The sequence below is a fragment of the Mucilaginibacter sp. P5_A4 genome (assembly GCF_056400605.1).
Map to the genome: position 1 here is coordinate 1 of NZ_JBFUKX010000071.1, position 20,213 is coordinate 20,213.

Consider the following 20,213-nt stretch of genomic DNA (forward strand, 5'->3'; position numbering starts at 1 on the left):
TATTAGTCCCGGCTCTTACTGTTAAAGTAGAAGTAGTAACCATAAAAATATGCACTGTTAAATTTCATCTGTTTTTATTATGTTGTAAATGTACGGTAAAAAATGATTCTGTCAATAGAAAATTTTATTTTTTGTTAAATTTTGTGGGTGAACCAAATTTTATTTGCTAAAAATGGGTTTTACTTACTTTTAAATACTTAATCGCGGTCGTAAATAACAGGAATTCTCAACTTGTCGGGGAATTTGCTTAAAAGATCATGTCTCGATATCAACAGGTTTGAAAGTTTTAGGCATTGATTATTGTTAAATACAATACCGGTAACTTCAAACATACTTGATCGCCCCGAGCCTTGACCACCGTAAATAATTATCTCTTTAATATCCCTTTTATTGTAAAAAACAATGCTTTTTTTATCTTGCCCAAAGGAAAACTTATCATTGCCACGCGAAATTTGAAGGTATTGTCGCCGGTTTTCAAAAACCCTATAAAATATCGATAAAATAACACCCCCAATTGCTAACATAGACAAAGCAGGAACCACAATATCCCTATGGCTTTTAGTGGCATCCAGCATAACCCCGGCAAACAGTAGCACATAAATAAATGGAATGCAAGTAACCAAGGCAATTCGCCGGGGTTTTATCCCGTATTCAAAGTTACTGGTTATAAAATGAGGCTGATTCCCAATGTTAAAAAAATGCTTCTCAAATATACTTAGCTCTAATGTTTGATTAAAAAAATCGGTAACAAGCTTTTCTGAGGCTTCAATATCAGGAGCATGGTATTCATATAAATGATTATCCTTGTCGAGGTAATAAACACAGAATTTTCCGCCAAAGTAAAGTCCAAGCTTTAGGTAATTAACATCATCGTCCTGTATGGTTACAGATGGGCCGGTTAATTGGATATCTGTTAACGGTCGCTCCAAATCCCAGGGAAAGTTTTTTATTAACTGAATTGTTTCCTCCAGGTTTCTTGGTGCCTCATCAGAGAACTCGCTTTTTTCGTAATTGTTGTGCTGAAGTTTTGATATAAATTGAGGCATAGGCAATGTAACATTAGCTGAAATAATAGCGGCGAATTTAAAAAGCGGCAAGACGTTTCACAAGAGTTGAAACATCAGTCAGCTAATATTAAGCTGCCTTTTCTTCATACTCCCGCTGCATCACCCTCGCCGTTTGTGTGCTACCGTCATGGCTCCATCCGGGTGGGTTAAATAAATACCCAAGTTTATTTTTAAAACCTGGGGCATGTTTAACATCGTGTATCAATGCTTTCCACTCGTGAAAAATAATGTTTACCGGCCCCATATCTTCCGGTTGTTTGGTAATGCCATATTTAACGGGCTCGGGCAGGTCTTCATCCCGAAATGTGCCAAACATCCGGTCCCATAAAATTAAAACCATCCCCATGTTTTTATCAAGGTAAGGAATGTTTGATGCATGATGTACCCGGTGATGTGCCGGAGTTACAAAAATCCACCCATACCATTTTGGCAATGGTATTTTGTATTGTGTATGCACAAGGTTGCCATAAAACTGGGTAACCAAATAGGCGTATAAAATATCCAACGCGGTAAAGCCGATTAACGCAAGGGGTAAATAAAAAAATACCCTGTATAATGGCTCAAAAACTGTTGATCGGAAACCCGTAGTAAAATTAAATTGCTCTGATGAATGATGGGTTACATGTATTGCCCAAAACAGGCGGCAATAATGCCCTATATAATGCAAAACCCAATATAAAAAGTCCTGGGCCACAATTAGCACAAACCAATACAACCAAACATTATGTATTTGAAACAGGCGGTATTGGTAAGTAAAACTCAGTATAATAAATGTGCTTCCTTTAACTACCAGGTTGGTTACAACCGCAAGCGAGGTAAGATAAATATTGGTAAGTGTATCACGTGTTTGGTAATAATGCCTGTCCTCCCAATAGCTTAAACCCATTTCAACCAGGGTTAAAACAACCAGCAGGCAAAGTATTACAAGCGCACTTATTTCAGATTTATCTAAATGGTCCATTATAAATTAATGTAATACAATAAACTATCACAAAGTTCGGCTTCTGTGCAGATATTATCAATATTACATTGACCTATATTGGTCAGCAGGGTGCAATTTATATTACCGCTTTGGTTTTTCTTGTCCTTTTTCATGATCTCCAGTAAAGCATCAAATGTTGATTCCTTAATGGTATAACGAGGGTACAAATTATTCAATGTTTCGGTAATCTCCTTCAACTCTTCGGCAGGTAGCCCGGTTTTTTTATATGCAAGATATGATTCGCAGATCATGCCAATAGCTATGGCTTCCCCATGTGATAAATGATTATCATCATTGATCAATGAATAGGTTTCAACAGCATGGCCTATTGTATGACCAAAGTTTAGCGCCTTGCGGATTCCTTTTTCGTGCGGATCCTCAATGGTTATCTTGTTTTTTATCTCTACCGAGCGATGAACCAGTGCAGCCGATGGCTTATTTAGGTCACTTGCTTTAAGCTGATGCCAGTAGTCTGCATCCTGGATCAGTCCATGCTTTAGCATTTCGGCCAGGCCCGAGAGTATTTGTCTTGGTGGTAAAGTTTCTAAAAAACTTAGTTCAATAAATACCGCTTTGGGTGGGGTAAAGGTACCAATGATATTTTTGATGCTATCGATATCGATCCCGGTTTTGCCGCCAACTGATGCATCAACCTGGGATAACAGGGTAGTGGGTACATGTACAAAATCAATCCCGCGTTTAAAAGTAGACGCGGCAAAACCGCCAAGGTCGCTGATAACGCCGCCACCTAAGTTGATTAACAGGCTTTTGCGGTCGGCGCCAAAGTCAATCAGCATTTTCCAGATGCCTATGCAAAAATCAATGTCCTTGCTTTCTTCACCGGCGTTTATCTCTATGATATCAAAATTGTCCTGGTCTTCAATTTTACTTTTTACAAGGGGCAGGCAATGCTCAGCAGTGTTTTCATCAGTTAAAATAAAAAACCTTGAATAATGACCTTGCTTTACAAAATTAGCAAGTTCATCAATGCTGTTATCAAAGTAAATGGGGTAATTGTCGCTTTGAATAGTAGTCATAATTTAAATAACCATGATTTTATTTCCTCTGAATTCAACCAGGTCGCCTCGTTTAACTTTAAGGCGTTTACGGTAATCCACCTGGCCATTATAGGTCACTTCGCCCTCACTTACAACTATTTGTGCTTCGCCACCGGTTGATACCAAATGGGCAGCCTTTAGTAATTGTATCATCGGGATATAGTCGCCTGTTAACTTAAATTCAATCATGGAGGGGCAAAAATAAACTATTCGTGGAATAATGAGTTATCATTTTATAATTTTGCACATGCTTTCTAACGAAACTAATAACAAATCCACACACGCTAAGCCTTCTTTTGAAAATACAGAAATCGCTTTTCGTCATTCATCTAATACAGACCTTAGCCGGGCTTACTGGTTGTTCAGGATAATTAATGTTAACTTTTTAGTAAAGATCGGTCCGCCTGTAACCAATTTTGCAATAAAAATAGGCCTGCCAATTAAAGGCCTTATCAAGGCTACCATATTTAAACACTTTTGCGGTGGCGAAACCATTGCGGAGTGTGATAACACGATAAAAAATTTATATAGCGGCGGAGTAGGCACGATATTAGATTACTCGATAGAAGGTGAAGATGATGAGGCCGTTTTTGACAGCACCCGCGATGAGATCATCAGGACGGTAGTAAGAGCAGCTAAAGACAAAGCCATTCCCTTAACAGTATTTAAAGTAACAGGGGTTGGCCGTTTTGCCTTGCTGGAAAAGCTGGATGCACGGTTACCGCTTACACCCGAAGAAGAGAAGGAGTGGGAGAGAGTTCAAAGCAGGGTATTGGCCATTTGTGATAAGGCGCATGCCAGCAATGTACCGGTAATGATTGATGCCGAAGAAAGCTGGATCCAGGAAACCATAGATTTGCTGGCCTTAACCATGATGACGCAGTTTAACACCAAAAAAGCTATTGTTTATAATACCTACCAAATGTACAGGCATGATAAACTGGCATCGATATTAAACGACCATGAAATAGCTAAAAGCGAAGGGTTTATTTTAGGCGCCAAAATTGTGCGCGGCGCTTATATGGAAAAAGAGCGTAAGCGCGCTTTAGAAATGGGTTACAATTCGCCAATTCAGCCTGATAAAAAATCAACCGACCTTGACTATGATTCGGCGCTTGATTATTGCACCAGCTACATTGATCAGATTGCCTTTATAGCCGGGACTCACAATGAAGAAAGCTGCCGTTTATTGGCCGAACTGTTAGATGCCAAAGGCATTGACCATAAACATCCACATGTATATTTCTCGCAATTGTTGGGAATGAGCGATAACCTGAGCTTTAACCTGGCCGATGCCCAGTACAATGTTGCTAAATATGTGCCCTATGGCCCAATAAAAGCGGTATTGCCATACTTGTTTCGCCGGGCACAGGAAAATACCGCTATAGCCGGGCAAATGAGCCGTGAGCTGAGCCTGATAGTAAAGGAACGGAGAAGAAGGGGCAAATAAACAGGATGGAATCAAGTACCTGGGTAAAAATAAAAGCCGCTAATTATTTAGTGGCTTTTTTTGTGCAGTTTTTTTCATTTGGCTGTCCAATACCTCTTGTTTCATTTGTTATTGGGGTATAATTCATATATTTATTAACCCGGCAGCCAACCGGCAGCCAATTAAAACCAATACAAAATGAACGAGTTCTTAATCCTGATGCGTTTGGACCTGGTAACCAAAGAAGCGCAGCCATCACCAGAGCAATTGGAGGGGTACATGAAAATGTATCATGATTGGGTAGGCGGCATTGCTGCTCAAAACAAATTTGTTGGTGGTACGGCCTTATCAACAGAAGGCAAAGTTTTAAAGTTTAACAATGTGATAACCGATGGCCCTTTTGCCGAGGTTAAGGAATCAATTGCCGGTTTTGTAACCATAAAGGCGAAAGACCTTGATGAAGCCGTAAGCATGGCAAAAGCCTGCCCGATATTATTGGGAGAAGGCAACAGTGTTGAGGTAAGGCAAATAACGGGCGGTCACTCCAATGCTTAAAATCTTCCCGTAGCGATGGGGGCCAAACCCCATCGCTATATAAACATGCCTGGTACATTATTGACGCTATGTACAACGACCAACTAATACCACATTTATTCAGAACAGAGTACAGGAAAATTGTAGCTGTGCTTTGCAACCGTTTTGGTTTCGACCAGGTAGAAATTGCTGAAGATATTGCCAGCGAAACCTTCCTTACCGCTACGCATGCATGGGGACTGGATGGTGTGCCGCCAAATCCGCCGGCCTGGCTTTATAACGTAGCCAAAAACAAGGCTAAAAATTATCTGCAGCGAAATATCACCTTTGAAAGCAAAGTATCCGCCGAAATACTCAACAGAACCCCTGATTATTACGAAACGGAGATTGACCTGTCGCCACAAAACATTAACGACAGCCAGTTGCAGATGATGTTTGCAATTTGCAATCCAATAATTACTGTTGAAGCGCAAATTGGCTTGTCCCTGCGCATCCTTTGCGGTTTTGGGATCCAGGAGATAGCAGACGCATTCCTTAGCAACAAGGAAACTATTAACAAACGGCTATTCAGGGCTAAAGAGAAACTAAGGGAACTAAAAATAAAGATCGAATTCCCCGCACCTACCGAAATTGATGAACGTTTAGCTCCTGTACTCACAACTATTTATTTGTTGTTCAACGAGGGATATTACTCCATTAGCCAGGATAAAACGCTCCGAAAAGAGCTTTGCCTTGAAGCTATGCGCTTATGTACTATGCTTGTGGAAAGTCAAAATACTAATAAGCCCCAGGTAAATGCGCTGCTTTCGCTCATGTGTTTTCACGCTTCCAGGTTTGACGCCCGGTTTAATAAAGATGGAGAACATGTTTTATATGAAGAACAGGATATAAGCCTATGGAATACTGATTTAATAAGCAAAGGGGTATATTTTTTAAGTTGTGCCGCAAGCGGGAATAAATTGTCAAAATATCACCTGGAGGCCGAAATAGCTTATTGGAATACTCAACGGGCAGATACCGAAGAAAAATGGGAAAATGTTTTACAGCTTTATAACCGATTGCTGCAAATAGAATACTCACCTGTTGCGGCGCTTAACCGCACATATGCGCTTTCAAAAGCAAAGGGGAAAGAAGAGGCTATTATTGAGGCCGAAAAGCTGGAGTTAAAAGGTAACCACTTTTACTTTGCGTTGCTGGGTGAGCTTTATAACGGTATTGACGATTCGAAAGCGAGAGAACATTTTGCGAAAGCCCTTTCGCTTGCAAAATCAGACGGGGATAAGCGAAGTATTATGAAGAGGATGGAGGAGTTATGAGCAAATTATCTTGTCAGTAACGAAGGCTCATTTGTATAAAGGAAACTTTTCGGTCCGAATTTTGTTTGTACAGCTAAGCTGGTCATAAATACATTATAACCGGTAATATAAACGTAAATACCATGAAAATACATCATTTAGTACCGTTGATACTTATTGTAGCAACGGTAACTCAAAGTTGCGTGAGCAATAAAAAATATAAAGAGTTACAGGGTAACTACACCCAATTACAAAATAGTACCCGCGATCTTAGCGTAAAATACCAAACAAGTGAACAAGCCCTGGCCGTATCAACCGGCAGGGTAAAAAGCCTGGAAGAACTGATCGCTTCAGAGAAAGCGAACTCGGCAGCCTTGCAGGATGCCTTAAATAAATGTTTGGCGGGTAATAACCAAGGAGGTGTAAATATTGCAAAACTGGTAGATGAGATCAATGCTTCCAATAAATACATCAAGCACCTGGTTGAAACAAAAAACAAAMGCGACTCGCTTAACATGGTGTTAACCAACAATCTTACACGCTCCTTAAGCAGGGAAGAAATGCAGGATGTGGATGTGAAAGTACTGAAGGGAGTAGTTTATATATCGTTATCAGATAACATGCTTTACAAATCGGGCAGTTATGAGATCTCTGATAAGGCAGGTGCAACGCTGAGTAAGATAGCCAAGATCATCTCGGATTATTCGAGCTACGATGTACTGATTGAAGGTAATACCGATAATGTTCCTATTAAACAAACTAACATCCGTAACAACTGGGATTTAAGTGCATTAAGGGCATCATCAGTAGTTCAGGCCTTGCAGAACAATTATAATGTTGATCCCAAACGTTTAACAGCAGGTGGCCGGGGCGAATTTAACCCTGTTGCCGATAATGGCACACCATCTGGTAAAAGCCAAAACAGGCGTACCCAAATTATCATCACACCTAAGCTCGATCAGTTTATGGATCTGATAGGTAAAGCGCCGGCTACGACAACAGCGCCTAAACAGTAAAGTTTTAACATATTTCTTAACTAAAAAAGGCCTTGGCGATTTCGCTGAGGCCTTTTTTAGTTAAGTATACCTGGTTGCTAAATGAGTTAAGTATAATTGTATATACATAATTGAAATCAAGTTGTAAATTGCGATTGAAATTCTTAATTTTAAATTTCTGTAGACCAATTAACCAATTTTAAGCCAATGTTCCGGAAGTTATATTATGTATGGCTCGTGATAGCAGCCTGTGCTTTGTATACGCTTCATGCCTGCAATTCGTCTGGCCAGGGTGATGCGGAACAAGTGCCCGATATCGTCAGCTATAATTTTAATATCCGCCCTATATTATCTGATAAATGTTATAAATGTCATGGTCCTGATGCCACTCACCGCGAAGCTGATCTGAGGCTTGATATGCCCGAAAGCGCCTATAAAGCACTAAAAGATAATCCAACTGCCCATGCCCTGGTTCCCGGCGATCCGTTAATGTCTGAAGTATATCGCCGTATATCTACAAAAGATACGGCCGAGCAAATGCCGCCGCCATCATCAAACCTTAAAAAGTTAACATCCTTTGAGGTTGCTCTGATTAAAAAGTGGATAAAACAGGGCGCTAAATACGAAAAACACTGGGCCTTTGTTCCTCCGCGCGCATATCCAATTCCACAGGTGAAAAATACGGCATGGCCTAAAAACGCTATAGATAACTTTGTACTCCAAAAACTGGAACAAAGGCGCATTGATCCAAATCCGGAGGCTGATAAAGAACGACTGCTGAAGCGGATAGCAATTGATCTTACCGGTTTGCCGCCAAACCTGCAAATGATGGATAGCTTTTTAGCCGATAAAAGCCCCGGGGCCTACCAAAAGGTAGTTGATCAGTTAATGGCAAGCCCTCAATATGGCGAGAAAATGGCCCTTCACTGGCTTGATGTTTCCCGCTATGCCGATTCGCATGGTTTCCAGGACGATAATTACCGCACGCAATGGCCATGGAGGGATTGGGTGATACATGCCTTTAACGAAAATATACCGTATGATAAATTTATAACCTGGCAATTAGCAGGCGACCTGATGCCGAATGCAACTAAAGAGCAATTGCTGGCAACAGGCTTTAACCGCAACCACAAAATTACCGAAGAGGGCGGTGTAATTGATGAAGAGTACCGCGTAAGCTATGTTACCGATCGTACAAATACTTTTGGCAAAGCTTTGCTGGGCATTACATTGGAGTGCGCCCATTGCCACGATCATAAATTTGACCCCTTTTCGCAAAAGGAGTATTACCAGGTGTTTGCTTTTTTTAACAATGTAAAGGAGGTGGGGCTTCAATCAACCGTTGGCGGGCCCGAAACTTATGCCAAGCGGCCTATGATGCAAATCAGCAATGAGGATGTTAAAAAAATCCTGACGTTTATAAACAAGCAGGATACTGATAAACTTATCGTATCTGTAATGACAGATAGCGACAAGGTACGGCCAACCTACGTCCTTAAACGCGGCAATTATGATGCCCATGGCGATGAGGTTGAACCCGGAACTCCAAAATCTATTTTACCATTTACGGCTAACTATCCAAAAAACAGGCTCGGTTTGGCCGATTGGATGTTCAATAAAAAAAATCCCCTTACTGCAAGGGTATTTGTAAACCAGGTATGGCAGGAGTTTTTTGGCAAGGGCATAGTGAAAAGCTCGGGCGATTTTGGCATGCAGGGCGATCTGCCCTCGCATCCCGAACTGCTTGACTGGCTCTCTGTTGATTTTATGGATCATGGCTGGGATATTAAGCGATTGGTGAAACAGGTGGTTATGTCGGCCACATACCGCCAATCCGCAGTAATCAGTCCCGAAAAGTTAAAGACAGATCCCGAAAATACTTTGCTATCGCGTAGCCCACGTTACCGTTTGCCCGCCGAGTTTGTTCGCGATCTGGTGCTGGCCAGCAGCGGATTGCTTAACCGCACCATTGGCGGGCCCAGTGTAAACCCTTACCAGCCGCCCGGCCTTTGGGAAAACGCGACATCGGGCCGCGGGATATTGGCTAATTATAAACAGGTGCATGGGGCCAACCTTTATCGCCGGGGCCTGTATACGCTCATTAAACGTACTGTACCTCCGGCGTCATTAGGAATATTTGATGCCAGTAACCGCGATCAGTGCGAGGTAAAACGTTTACGCACCAATACGCCATTACAAGCGTTGGTGATGCTTAATGATCCTACAGTATTAGAATCCGCACGGGTTTTGGCTGCCAGGTTGTTGCAGGATAATAGTCAGCTTAAAGATAAAATAACCAAGGCCTTCCGCTTAATTATCTGCCGGCATCCGCAGGAAAATGAATTAGCCATACTAACAGCTTATTATAATGACGAGTTAAAAGGAATGAAAAAAAATGATGCCGGAAAACTACTAAGTGTAGGCGAATACCCCGTGCCTGCAAACCTGAATAAAATAACCCTGGCAGCTATGATGAAGGTGGTTGATACTATTTATAATTTAGAAGAAGCGATAACAAAAACCTGATCGGCATGGAAAAAGATTTTTTAGAGAGCAGGCTGAATATAAATAGACGCAGGTTTCTTTCAAGATTAAGCCTGGGCATTGGTAGTGTGGCATTAGGATCGTTACTTATTCCGGATCTTTTTAGCGGCAGCGGTGGCGAGAGTGAAGCCGATTTCATACCGGGGATACCCAACTTTGCACCAAAAGCTAAAAGGGTTATCTACCTGTTCCAGGATGGAGCGCCGTCGCAACTGGAGTCATTTGATTATAAGCCGAAACTACGGGAAATGATGGGGCAGGAGCTACCGCCTTCGGTGCGTGGTAACCAGATATTGACAGGGATGACCGCCAAACAGGCCTCATTCCCGCTTGTGGGCTCATTTTATGATTTTAAGCAATACGGCGAATCGCGGGCATGGGTAAGTGACCTGTTTCCGCACATTGGTAAAATTGCCGATGATATCTGCATTATCCGCTCGATGAATACAGATGCTATTAATCACGACCCCGCGCTTACTTTTCTTCAGACTGGAGCGCAGCAGGGTAATCGCCCCAGTATGGGTTCATGGGTAAGTTATGGTTTAGGCAGCGAAAACAAAAACCTGCCGGCATTTACCGTATTGTTATCAAAGGGTAAGGGCAATGGCCAGGGTGTTTACTCTAAGTTATGGAGTAACGGTTTTTTAGATTCCATTCACCAGGGTGTACAATTTAGCAGCGGCGAAAACCCGATTTTGTACCTTAACGATCCGGACGGAATGAACCGGCACGAGCGACGTAAAATGCTGGATAATTTGGCGGCCCTTAATGATATCAATTATAAAGAATTTGGCGACCCCGAGATAAATACCAAAATACAGCAGTACGAAATGGCATACCGCATGCAAACCGCTGTTCCCGATATTATGGATGTATCCAGAGAATCGGATGATATTGTGAAAATGTACGGCCCGGATTGTTTGATTCCTGGTACCTACGCGGCCAATTGTTTACTGGCAAGAAAGCTATCCGAGAACGGCGTGCGCTTTGTACAGCTTTATCACCAGGGATGGGATCAGCACAGTAATCTGCCGCAGGAAATGGCGGGGCAGGCAAAAGACGTAGACCAGGCATCGGCTGCATTGGTTACCGACCTTAAGCAACGTGGCTTGCTTGATGAAACGCTGGTAATATGGGGAGGCGAGTTTGGCCGTACCAATTATAGCCAGGGCAAGCTTGAAAAAGCCAATTATGGCCGCGACCATCACCCACGCTGTTTTAGTATCTGGATGGCCGGTGGCGGTATTAAACCCGGCATAGTTTACGGCGAATCGGATGATTTTGGTTATAACATAGTTAAAGATCCTGTTCACGTACATGATTTTCATGCTACCATCCTCAACCAGTTGGGTATCGACCATAAAAAATTAACCTTTAAAAGTTTGGGTCGAAGATACAGGTTAACCGATGTAGCCGGGAAAGTGGTGAAGGGAATAATAGCATAACACAGTTTGGATTTTTTAGAATGGACGGGATTTCGAAGCATCCGGTACCGGGAGTATTTTACTGTTGCCGGGAAAGTGGTGAAGGGAATAATAACCTAACACAGTTTGGATTTTTTAGAATGGACGGGATTTCGAAGCATCCGGTACCGGGAGTATTTCACAAGAAATTAACTAAAAAAAGCGCCATTGCTTAATATATGAAAGGCAGCCATAAGGGTTTTGCAGACGGAGCATTATTTGCACTAAATATTTTCATTGTAGTTTTATTGGTAGCCGGCAATAGCCTGGTTGTACCGCAATGGCTACAGCCGGTAGGCAGGATGCACCCATTGATACTGCATTTTCCCATCGTGATACTCATATTGGCCATGGTGATGGAATTTTTTCGTTTCCGCGCTGAGTTTGTTAATGAAAAACTATATCAAAACTTTACCAATTACCTGTTGGTGTTAGGGGCGCTTTTATCGTCGATAACAGTTGTTATGGGCTTGCTGCTATCTAAAGAGCCTGGCTATGAGGGTAACACCTTGCAATGGCACAAGTGGTATGGCGTATGCGTGGCATTTATGGGTTATGGGATCTATCTTATTCGCAACATGCCCCAATATACAGCTGCACAGGCCAAAACAGGGGCTTTGGTAACGGTGTTTTGTTTAATAGTTGCCGGTCATTTTGGCGGCAACCTTACCCATGGCGAAGATTTTGTTTTTGGGCCGATAATGGATAAAGAGAAAAACAAGGTTCCAATTGACAAGGCATTGGTTTACCAGGATGTGATAAAACCCATTTTTGAGATGAAATGCCAAAGCTGCCATAACTCAGATAAAATGAAAGGCCGTCTTATACTCACCACTCCGGCAACGATACTAAAGGGGGGTAAAAGCGGGAAACTCTTTGTACCCGGCAATCCGGCAATGAGTTTGCTTCTTCAGCGGGTGCATTTGCCCGAAAAAGAAAAAAAACACATGCCTCCTACAGGGAAACCACAACTTACAGATGAAGAGAAAATGCTCCTTTATTTTTGGGTAAAAAGCGATCCCGATTTTAAGAAAAAAGTTATTGATCTGCCTGCAACAGATTCATTAAGAGTAATTGCATCAACGCTGTTAAAGCCTGCAGAAAGCATCGAAGAGGTTTATGATTTCGCAGCTGCTGATGATAAGGATATTAAAAAGCTAAACAACAATTATCGGGTTATTTATCCGTTGGCTAATGAATCGCCGGCTCTGGCGGTTAATATATACAATAAAAGCACTTATAATATTCAGGTTTTAAAAGAGTTAAGCCCAATTAAAAAACAGGTTGTGTCTCTTGACCTTAATAAAATGCCCGTGAAGGATGCTGATCTTAAAGTTATAGCAAAGTTTGAAAACCTTCGCCGGCTTAACCTTAATTTCAGTGATGTTGCTGGTAGTGGGTTAAAAGAACTGGTGGCTCTAAAGTATCTTAAAAACCTTTCGGTTGCAGGTATAAAATTAAGGCCTGCAGATATAAAACAGTTAATGGCCATAAAAAGCTTAACAGAGCTGGCTGTTTGGGACACCGGTTTAAAAACTGCCGATCTTGTACCATTGCAAAAAGCAAACAATCAGCTTAAGCTCTTAACCGGGTTTAAGGATGATGGAAAAGCCATAAAATTAAGCAGTCCACAGTTAAAAAACACGGCTGTTGTATTTAAGCAAAGCTACCAGCTCCAATTGAGCAATCCTATAAAAGGAGTTGATATTCGTTATACTACTAACGGCAGTGTTCCAGATAGCGTTCGCGCGGCGTTGTATACACCCGGCGTAATATTTACACAAAGTACAATTGTAAAAGCCAGAGCCTTTAAAACAGGATGGATAGGAAGCGATACAGCACAATTCAATATTTATAAAAGCGCTTATACGCCGGATAGTGTGGCCTTTTTAAAATATCCGGATGACAAATACAAAGGCGATGGCCCAAAAACCATAATTGACAAAGAACTGGGAGGAAACAGTTTTGGTAATGGCAAATGGATTGCATCGCAAAAAGATATAGAGATGCTGATGTGGTTTAATAAACCCGCAGATTTGCATTCAGTTAACCTCAATGTGATGCGTAACACTGGTTCGCAAATATTTTTACCCTCTAAAATTGAAGTATGGGGAGGATCAGATCAAAATCACTTAAAACTTTTAGGTTATACCACCACGGCAACGCCGCTTAAAAACGATACATTTGCTGTTATTAGCCTAGAGTGTAAGCTAAAAACAGTTCGGTTGATATCTTGCTTAAAATTAGTAGCCAAACCACTTAAAAATGTGCCTTCCTGGCATCCGGCTAAAGGAAAGCCGGCCTGGGTGTTTATTGATGAGGTTTTTGTTAATTAAACATAATAACCAGCATGATAAATACATTAACCGCTATCAACGAACAGGTAGCAGGCATATTATTGATATTGAACGTGAGGTAATAGACCTGTGCATAAGACTGCTAAAAAAATGCCCCGCTCATAAGCCAGGGAAAATATTAAAAGCAGTTGGTTGTGTTAAGTTTTACTTGCCATTTATAAGTTTTGCCATTCCAAAAGCAGCACCAGCAGCTAATGCCCCAATAACAACAACTTTTAATGCACCGCTTAATGCTGGCTGCCCTGTAAGCTTGCTTTTAAAATAACCAAAAATAAACAGGCAAATTAAAGTTACAGCGCATGAATAATTTAAAGCTTCCTGCGCATTATCTATTACAAGGTATGGTGATAAAGGAATAATTCCTCCCGCTATATAGGAGAATCCTATTGTTAAGGCGCTTTTTGTGGCCCTGTTAGGGTTTGGTTCTTCTAAACCAAGCTCATATTTCATCATAAAGTCTACCCATTTCCTTTTATCTTTTGATAGTTCATTAGCAATTTCATCCTGCAAATGCGCTGACAAGCCGAATTCTGCAAAAACTTCTTTTACTTCAGCTTTTTCCTGTTCGGGTACTAATTCAACCTCGTTATATTCCCTTTTCAGTTCTGAATTATAATGATCAACTTCGGTACGCCCGGCTAAGAAGCCTCCAAGGCCCATTGCTATTGAACCGGCAACTATTTCGGCTATGCCGGCTGTTACCACCAGTCCCGATGAAGTTATGGCCCCGCTAAGCCCTGCCGCCAGGGCAAACGGAACGGTTAAACCATCAGACATGCCTATAACAACATCCCTGATGATTTCTGAACTGGTAACGTGATATTCTTTGTGCATTGTGGTAATATTACTAGTTTGGTTTTTTAAATCCGTTGCTTTAAATATTTAAATCAAACATCGGTAAAGCAATCCATTATTTAAAACCGAGGCTTAACGAAACTACATCCGAAACCAAGGCTATATCCTGTTTACAATGCCCGTATCTTATCTCTAATTCATGCAGACAAACCATGATGACTGATACAGTTCTGCATACTTATTTATTCCAATATGGCCCCATTAATAGGTATCTTTCGGGAAATACGGAAGTTGTATTTTAAGTATTTGATATTCAGTTGTTTATATGGCAGGTATTTCACTCGTGTTCCAATATGTAAAAGTCAGGCGTTTAGTAATCAAAAACCTTATGGGCAGTAACTACATTTGCCACTTTTACGTATAATTACATTGTCTATATCATATAAAACGAATAGCAATGCCTGATATCGGGAATAATCATCCTCTCAAAACAAACTGTTTAAATATCTTTCGGCTCACGTTTTTAAAAAACAGCTCCGCAAATGGGTCTTAAAAAGATTCAAACTTTATAGTAAATATTAAAGTTCTCATATTAAGCTAAAATGTAAATGAATACAAACGCCGATCAAAATAAAACAACTAATATAGGATTAGCACTATCGGGCGGTGGAGTACGTGCGGTGTCTCATTTAGGAGTTATGCAGGCCTTAACCGATTATGGAATTAGGTTCTCCCATATATCCGGCACAAGTGCCGGAGCAATTGCAGCAGCTTTTTTTGCTGAAGGGTATGCCCCGAAAGATTTTTTACAGATGCTTAAACAAACCAGCCTGCTTAAATTGCTGCGCCCCTCATTTGGTAGCACGGGTTTGATCTCTATATTAAAAACACGCTTTTTAATAAAACACTATATTCCACACAATTCCTTTCAAAAACTTAAAATTCCCGTTACTGTTACGGCTGTTGACTTGGGTGAAGGAAGGCTAGTGTACTTTAATGATGGTGAACTCGATATGGCGATTTTAGCATCGTGCTGTTTGCCGGGCATTTTCAAACCCATTATGCTTAACAATCACATGTATGTAGATGGCGGGGTGCTCAATAACTTTCCGGTTGAACCATTAGTGGGTAATTGCGACTTTATTATTGGTTCGTCCTGTAATCATTTACAGATAGTTACAGAAATTAAATCTTTTGGTAACCTGATTGACAGGGCCGCTATGATCGCAATCAACTCCACCCTTAATACCCATAAAATTTTATGTGATGTTGTGATTGAGCCGCATGGGTTGGGTAGCTATGGCATATTTGACATGAACGCTGCTGAGGAAATTTATATGATTGGTTATGAAGAAGGTTTAAAAACTATTAATGGGAACGAAAAGCTGAAAATACATTGCCAGGATAAAAATAAAAAAGGCTGACAAATGATAAATTGAATCGTTTTGTCAAGTTGGATTGTCAAAGCTATATACATGATTTACTGATAATTGTATGAAAAAGATGCAAGGGAAGATCGCTCTTTGCTCATTGGGTTAAGTGAATGCTTTGACGTAGTTTCTGCTGCTCATAAAACAATGTTGACTTAAGCCGAAAGTTCAATCAGGTTTGAAAAAAAAAGATTTCTATAGCTTGTCGGTCTGCAAAACATTTAAAACTTCATTGTCATTTACACATTTATTTTATTAAAATAAACTACATTTGGTTATATGGCTTTTGTATCGAACACGTAAGCCTAATTAACCAGTTATTCATATTAATGAGAAGATTATTATTTACCCTGGTAGGAGTAACGGCCTTTTTCTTTGGTTCTGCTCAAAGTTTATTTACTAAAAAAGTAAGGAAGTACTCATTGAAAGATGGTCTTTCATTTGGAATAATAAATGGTATTACCCAGGATAGTAAGGGATTTATGTGGTTTGCTACCGGCGATGGTTTAAACCGGTTTGATGGCACAAATTTTAAAGTGTTTAAATTTGAGCCCGACAACCCGTATAGCTTACCGGGTAATTACGTTCAAACAATATTTAAAGATACACACGGCACCATTTGGATATCATCGAGAAGGGGAATTTATCAATTTGACACAAACAGAGAACGTTTTACAAAATTTGACCCACCAAGTGTTCGTCCGAACTGTTTAACCAATGTAAACAGCATTTTTGAAAATAACAAAGATCAGCTGTGGTTCTCATCTGGTGCTTCAGGATTCGCTTCTTATAATTTAAATACCAAACTGTTTAAAAGTTATACTAAAGAGGAATTGCCAGGCTTGTTGGGTGATTTATCAGTTATCAATGTAATTGAAGATACTTATGGATTGCTATGGGTAGGTACACGTGATGGCGGGCTCAATGTTTTCAGTACCAGGAATGGAACTGTTTTGAAAAATTTGAATAGCCAGTTCCCCCTTAATCTCGTCCCCCAGGGTCTTATTACTTGTATCTACGAGGATCATAATCATGATGTCTGGATAGCTACCAGCAAAGGGCTGACGCTTTACAGTAGAAAAGAGAATAATTTCCACGTTTTTTTAGGCTCAACTTATAAATTAAGAAGCAACTATTTTTATTCTCTTTTGGAGGATGATCATAAAAACCTGCTTGTTGGTCTTCAGGATGGAGGATTATATAATATAAACCTCGAAAAGGCAGAAAAGTCATCATATAGGGATATTACTATTGATCCGGTGAAATCAGAAGATAATTATAGCATTACAGCCCGGACTGTTCAAACCTTATTCCAGGACCGTGATAAAAATATATGGACCGGAACTTATGGTGACGGTATTTACATGTTAAGTAACGTACCCGAAAAATTTAAAAAATTTCAAAATAAGTTGACAGACGCTTATGGAACCAGCTTTTTAAGGTACTATGGTATGTGTATTGATGATGAGGGCTATTTGTGGATGGGAACTGATGGTGATGGAATATACAAAAAGAAGCCAAATGGTGAGGTAGTAAAATATTATAGAGCAAATGGACAAAAAGGCTCGTTAATCAGTAATAATATACTTTGCGCTTATAAAGACCATTCAAATACATTATGGTTTGGCTCTTATTCACACGGACTTTTCCGATATGATAAAAAAACAGATTCATTTACTAATTTCATTCATAAAGAAAACGACCCAACAAGCATTGGTTTAAATGACGTGAGGGTGATTCTCGAAGATTCAAAAAATAATTTATGGGTTGGAACAAACGGAGGAGGGTTAAGTTTATTATCTGCCCGCAGTAGTAAGTTTGTTAACTATAATCCACAGRATAGTAATATTAGTTCAGACTATATTCGTGCACTTTCCGAAGATAAGTATGGCAATCTCTTTATAGGGACATACGCCTCTGGTCTTAAATATTATATAAAAAACCAAAATAAATTTATTGATTATTTTAGTAGGGCCCAGGCAGAAAAATTTTTGCCCAGTAATTTTATATACTCTTTGTATTTAGATAAAAATGAGAATCTATATATAGGTACCGAAGGAGATGGCCTCGTTTTATATGACATAAAAAACAAAAAATTTAAACGATATACAGAAAAAGATGGATTAGCGGATAATACTGTAAATGCAATACAAAAAGATGAGACTGGCGATATCTGGATAAGTACTAATAAAGGTTTATCACGGATTGATGTACAAACAAACAAAATTATTAATTACGATAGTTCGGATGGATTACAAGCGGGACAGTTTAACCCTGGCTCATCTATGTATTGTACTCTCGGAAAATTTATGGTTTTTGGCGGAACTGAGGGGTATAATGTTTTTTATCCTAAGGAAGTTGAACAAAACCTGTTTAAGCCAAAAGTTTTAATCACCGGCCTTCAGCTATTTGGCAAAGAGGTTGAAGTTGGACAAAAAGACAGTATATTAAGTTCTGCTATCAATGAATCAACTCAAATTACTTTAAGCCCCAGTCAATCGGTTTTCTCTATACAATACGTGGCTTTAAATTACGCTTATGCCGAAAAAAGTGAATTTGCCTATAAACTGGCAGGGTTAGATAAAAATTGGAATTATGTAAAAAATCAAAGATCAGTTACTTATCGGTATCTTCCCGCAGGTGATTACGTATTTAAAGTTAAAGCGGCAAATCAGGATGGTATTTGGTTCGCTAACTATGCTACGTTGAAAATAAGAATTTTGCCCCCCTGGTATAAAGCATGGTGGGCCTATTTAAGCTACTTATCAATAATAGTAACGCTGATTTATTATTATTTAAGTTATCGCACTAATGAGGCTAAGTTAAAGTACGAAGTAAAAATAGCACAGATATCTGCTGAAAAAGAAAAGGAACTTAATGAACGAAAATTATCTTTTTTTACTAATATTTCTCATGAGTTTAGGACACCGCTTACTTTAATTATAAATCCCGTTAAGGAATTATTATTTAACCCCGGAGAAAGAGAGACTGAAACAGGTAATCTGAGTATTGTTTTTCGTAATGCACGCCGGTTGTTAAGTTTGGTTGATCAGTTATTGCTATTCAGAAAAGCTGAGAGTGAATCTGATAGTCTTAAAATTGTAAGGCTAAATATTGTAAACTTATGTAAAGAAGTTTTTTTGTGTTTTAGCCATCAGGCCAAAAGTAAAAATATCTTGTTTGATTTTGTGTCTGAAACAGATACGATAGAAATATTTGCCGACAGGGAAAAAATAGAGATCGTTTTATTTAACCTGATATCAAATGCATTAAAATTTACGCCAGATTGTGGGATGGTAAATTGCTACATCTCGCAAACAGAAACTTCGGTGAACATCGAAATTAAAGATACAGGATGTGGTATAGCTGAARATATAGGTGAACAATTATTTGATAAATTTTACCAGGTACAAAATGAGTTGCCACCAAGCGGTGGATTTGGTATTGGCCTTTATCTTGTAAAGAAATTTATTGAAAGCCATAAGGGGAATATCAGTTATATTAGTTTAAATGGGGCTGGTACCATATTTAAGGTTTGTTTGCTAAAAGGAAAAGAACATTTAAGCCCAAATTTAATTTTTGAAGATGTTGTAGAAACCTCCGTTTTCTTAGATGAGCTTATTGAAAGTTATGAGGAAGTTCCCGGGCAAAGCAAAGGTTCAAACGCTGTCAGAGGCAAAAAAAGCGATCCATTTAATTTGGAATCAAAATCTATGCTGATTGTGGATGATAATGAGGAGATGAGGCAATATTTAAAACAAATTTTTTCTGCAAATTTTGAAATTTACGAAGCAGCAGATGGTTCTGAAGGTTTGGATATGGTATATCAATTTTTACCGGATATTATTATCAGCGATGTAATGATGCAGGGAATAAGCGGCTTAGAGCTATGCAGCAGAGTTAAAGAAGATCCCGCGCTAAGTCATATCCCGGTTTTATTATTAACCGCAAGCTCGTCTCCAGAAATTAAGCTTAAAGGAATAGAGGGAGGGGCCGACGATTATATAAGTAAACCATTTGAGCGGGAATTCCTGGTGGCCCGGGTTGCCGGTATACTTAAAAGTAAAAATAACCTGCAAAAATATTTTTATAATGAAATAACCTTGAAGTCAAATGACCTTAAAGTTCCGCCTGACTATAAAGAGTTTTTGGCGGCGTGCATCAAAGTTGTAGAAGACAACTTAAGTGACAGTGATTTTTGTATTAAAACTTTGGCTGATAAGATAGGGATGAGCCATTCAAACCTTTATAAAAAGATCAGGGC

The 20,213-nt window shown here is 39.8% G+C and carries 14 protein-coding genes and 1 pseudogene; 10 read left to right on the forward strand and 5 right to left on the reverse strand.

The genetic code is table 11. The features are described from left to right. Positions 1 to 197 precede the first annotated feature (197 nt). The 4 genes from AC1DQW_RS25800 to AC1DQW_RS25815 all read right to left on the reverse strand — a co-directional run bounded on the left by AC1DQW_RS25800 (position 198) and on the right by AC1DQW_RS25815 (position 3,296). Positions 198 to 1,046 (reverse strand): PH domain-containing protein, encoded by an 849-nt coding sequence (locus tag AC1DQW_RS25800; protein ID WP_477456680.1) that lies wholly within the window; start codon positions 1,044 to 1,046, stop codon positions 198 to 200. A gap of 88 nt (positions 1,047 to 1,134) precedes the next feature. After that, entirely contained in the window at positions 1,135 to 2,028 is an 894-nt protein-coding gene (locus tag AC1DQW_RS25805; RefSeq protein ID WP_477456681.1) for a sterol desaturase family protein, read from the reverse strand. Next, the gene (aroB, locus tag AC1DQW_RS25810) at positions 2,028 to 3,086 is read right to left on the reverse strand and encodes a 3-dehydroquinate synthase (protein WP_477456682.1); all 1,059 of its coding nucleotides are present in this window, start codon (positions 3,084 to 3,086) and stop codon (positions 2,028 to 2,030) included. Before aroB ends, AC1DQW_RS25805 begins: the two co-directional genes overlap by 1 nt. Before the next feature lie 3 nt (positions 3,087 to 3,089). After that, entirely contained in the window at positions 3,090 to 3,296 is a 207-nt protein-coding gene (locus AC1DQW_RS25815) for an RNA-binding S4 domain-containing protein (protein ID WP_477456683.1), read from the reverse strand. 58 nt (positions 3,297 to 3,354) lie between these two features. On the opposite strand from AC1DQW_RS25815, the gene AC1DQW_RS25820 reads away from it, so the two are divergent. The 7 genes from AC1DQW_RS25820 to AC1DQW_RS25850 all read left to right on the forward strand — a co-directional run bounded on the left by AC1DQW_RS25820 (position 3,355) and on the right by AC1DQW_RS25850 (position 13,703). Continuing rightward, positions 3,355 to 4,557 (forward strand): proline dehydrogenase family protein, encoded by a 1,203-nt coding sequence (locus tag AC1DQW_RS25820; protein ID WP_477456684.1) that lies wholly within the window; start codon positions 3,355 to 3,357, stop codon positions 4,555 to 4,557. 177 nt (positions 4,558 to 4,734) lie between these two features. Then, positions 4,735 to 5,091 carry a YciI family protein gene (locus AC1DQW_RS25825; protein ID WP_477419806.1) on the forward strand — a complete coding sequence of 119 codons (357 nt, stop codon included), beginning with the start codon at positions 4,735 to 4,737 and terminating at the stop codon, positions 5,089 to 5,091. Between the two features lie 68 nt (positions 5,092 to 5,159). Then, the gene (locus AC1DQW_RS25830; protein ID WP_477456685.1) at positions 5,160 to 6,386 is read left to right on the forward strand and encodes an RNA polymerase sigma factor; all 1,227 of its coding nucleotides are present in this window, start codon (positions 5,160 to 5,162) and stop codon (positions 6,384 to 6,386) included. Between the two features lie 122 nt (positions 6,387 to 6,508). Then, positions 6,509 to 7,381, forward strand: a complete 873-nt coding sequence (locus AC1DQW_RS25835; protein WP_477456686.1) for an OmpA/MotB family protein — start codon at positions 6,509 to 6,511, stop codon at positions 7,379 to 7,381. Positions 7,382 to 7,567: 186 nt separating this feature from the next. Beyond that, the gene (locus AC1DQW_RS25840) at positions 7,568 to 9,886 is read left to right on the forward strand and encodes a PSD1 and planctomycete cytochrome C domain-containing protein (RefSeq protein ID WP_477456687.1); all 2,319 of its coding nucleotides are present in this window, start codon (positions 7,568 to 7,570) and stop codon (positions 9,884 to 9,886) included. A gap of 5 nt (positions 9,887 to 9,891) precedes the next feature. Next, positions 9,892 to 11,349, forward strand: coding sequence for a DUF1501 domain-containing protein (locus AC1DQW_RS25845; protein WP_477456688.1), 1,458 nt, complete (start codon positions 9,892 to 9,894; stop codon positions 11,347 to 11,349). A 197-nt stretch (positions 11,350 to 11,546) separates the two neighbouring features. After that, the gene (locus AC1DQW_RS25850; protein ID WP_477456689.1) at positions 11,547 to 13,703 is read left to right on the forward strand and encodes a c-type cytochrome domain-containing protein; all 2,157 of its coding nucleotides are present in this window, start codon (positions 11,547 to 11,549) and stop codon (positions 13,701 to 13,703) included. A 165-nt stretch (positions 13,704 to 13,868) separates the two neighbouring features. Here AC1DQW_RS25850 and AC1DQW_RS25855 read toward each other — a convergent pair whose 3' ends face one another. Continuing rightward, positions 13,869 to 14,558 (reverse strand): VIT1/CCC1 transporter family protein, encoded by a 690-nt coding sequence (locus tag AC1DQW_RS25855; RefSeq protein ID WP_477456690.1) that lies wholly within the window; start codon positions 14,556 to 14,558, stop codon positions 13,869 to 13,871. Positions 14,559 to 15,127: 569 nt separating this feature from the next. Between AC1DQW_RS25855 and AC1DQW_RS25860 the strand changes: the two genes are divergently transcribed. The 3 genes and pseudogenes from AC1DQW_RS25860 to AC1DQW_RS25870 all read left to right on the forward strand — a co-directional run. Next, positions 15,128 to 15,943, forward strand: coding sequence for a patatin-like phospholipase family protein (locus tag AC1DQW_RS25860; RefSeq protein WP_477456691.1), 816 nt, complete (start codon positions 15,128 to 15,130; stop codon positions 15,941 to 15,943). Between the two features lie 488 nt (positions 15,944 to 16,431). After that, a pseudogene (locus AC1DQW_RS25865) lies at positions 16,432 to 17,001 on the forward strand (ligand-binding sensor domain-containing protein); the annotation flags it as partial. A gap of 207 nt (positions 17,002 to 17,208) precedes the next feature. Next, positions 17,209 to 20,213: two-component regulator propeller domain-containing protein (locus tag AC1DQW_RS25870; RefSeq protein ID WP_477456692.1), on the forward strand; the 3,005-nt coding region annotated here is incomplete at its 3' end.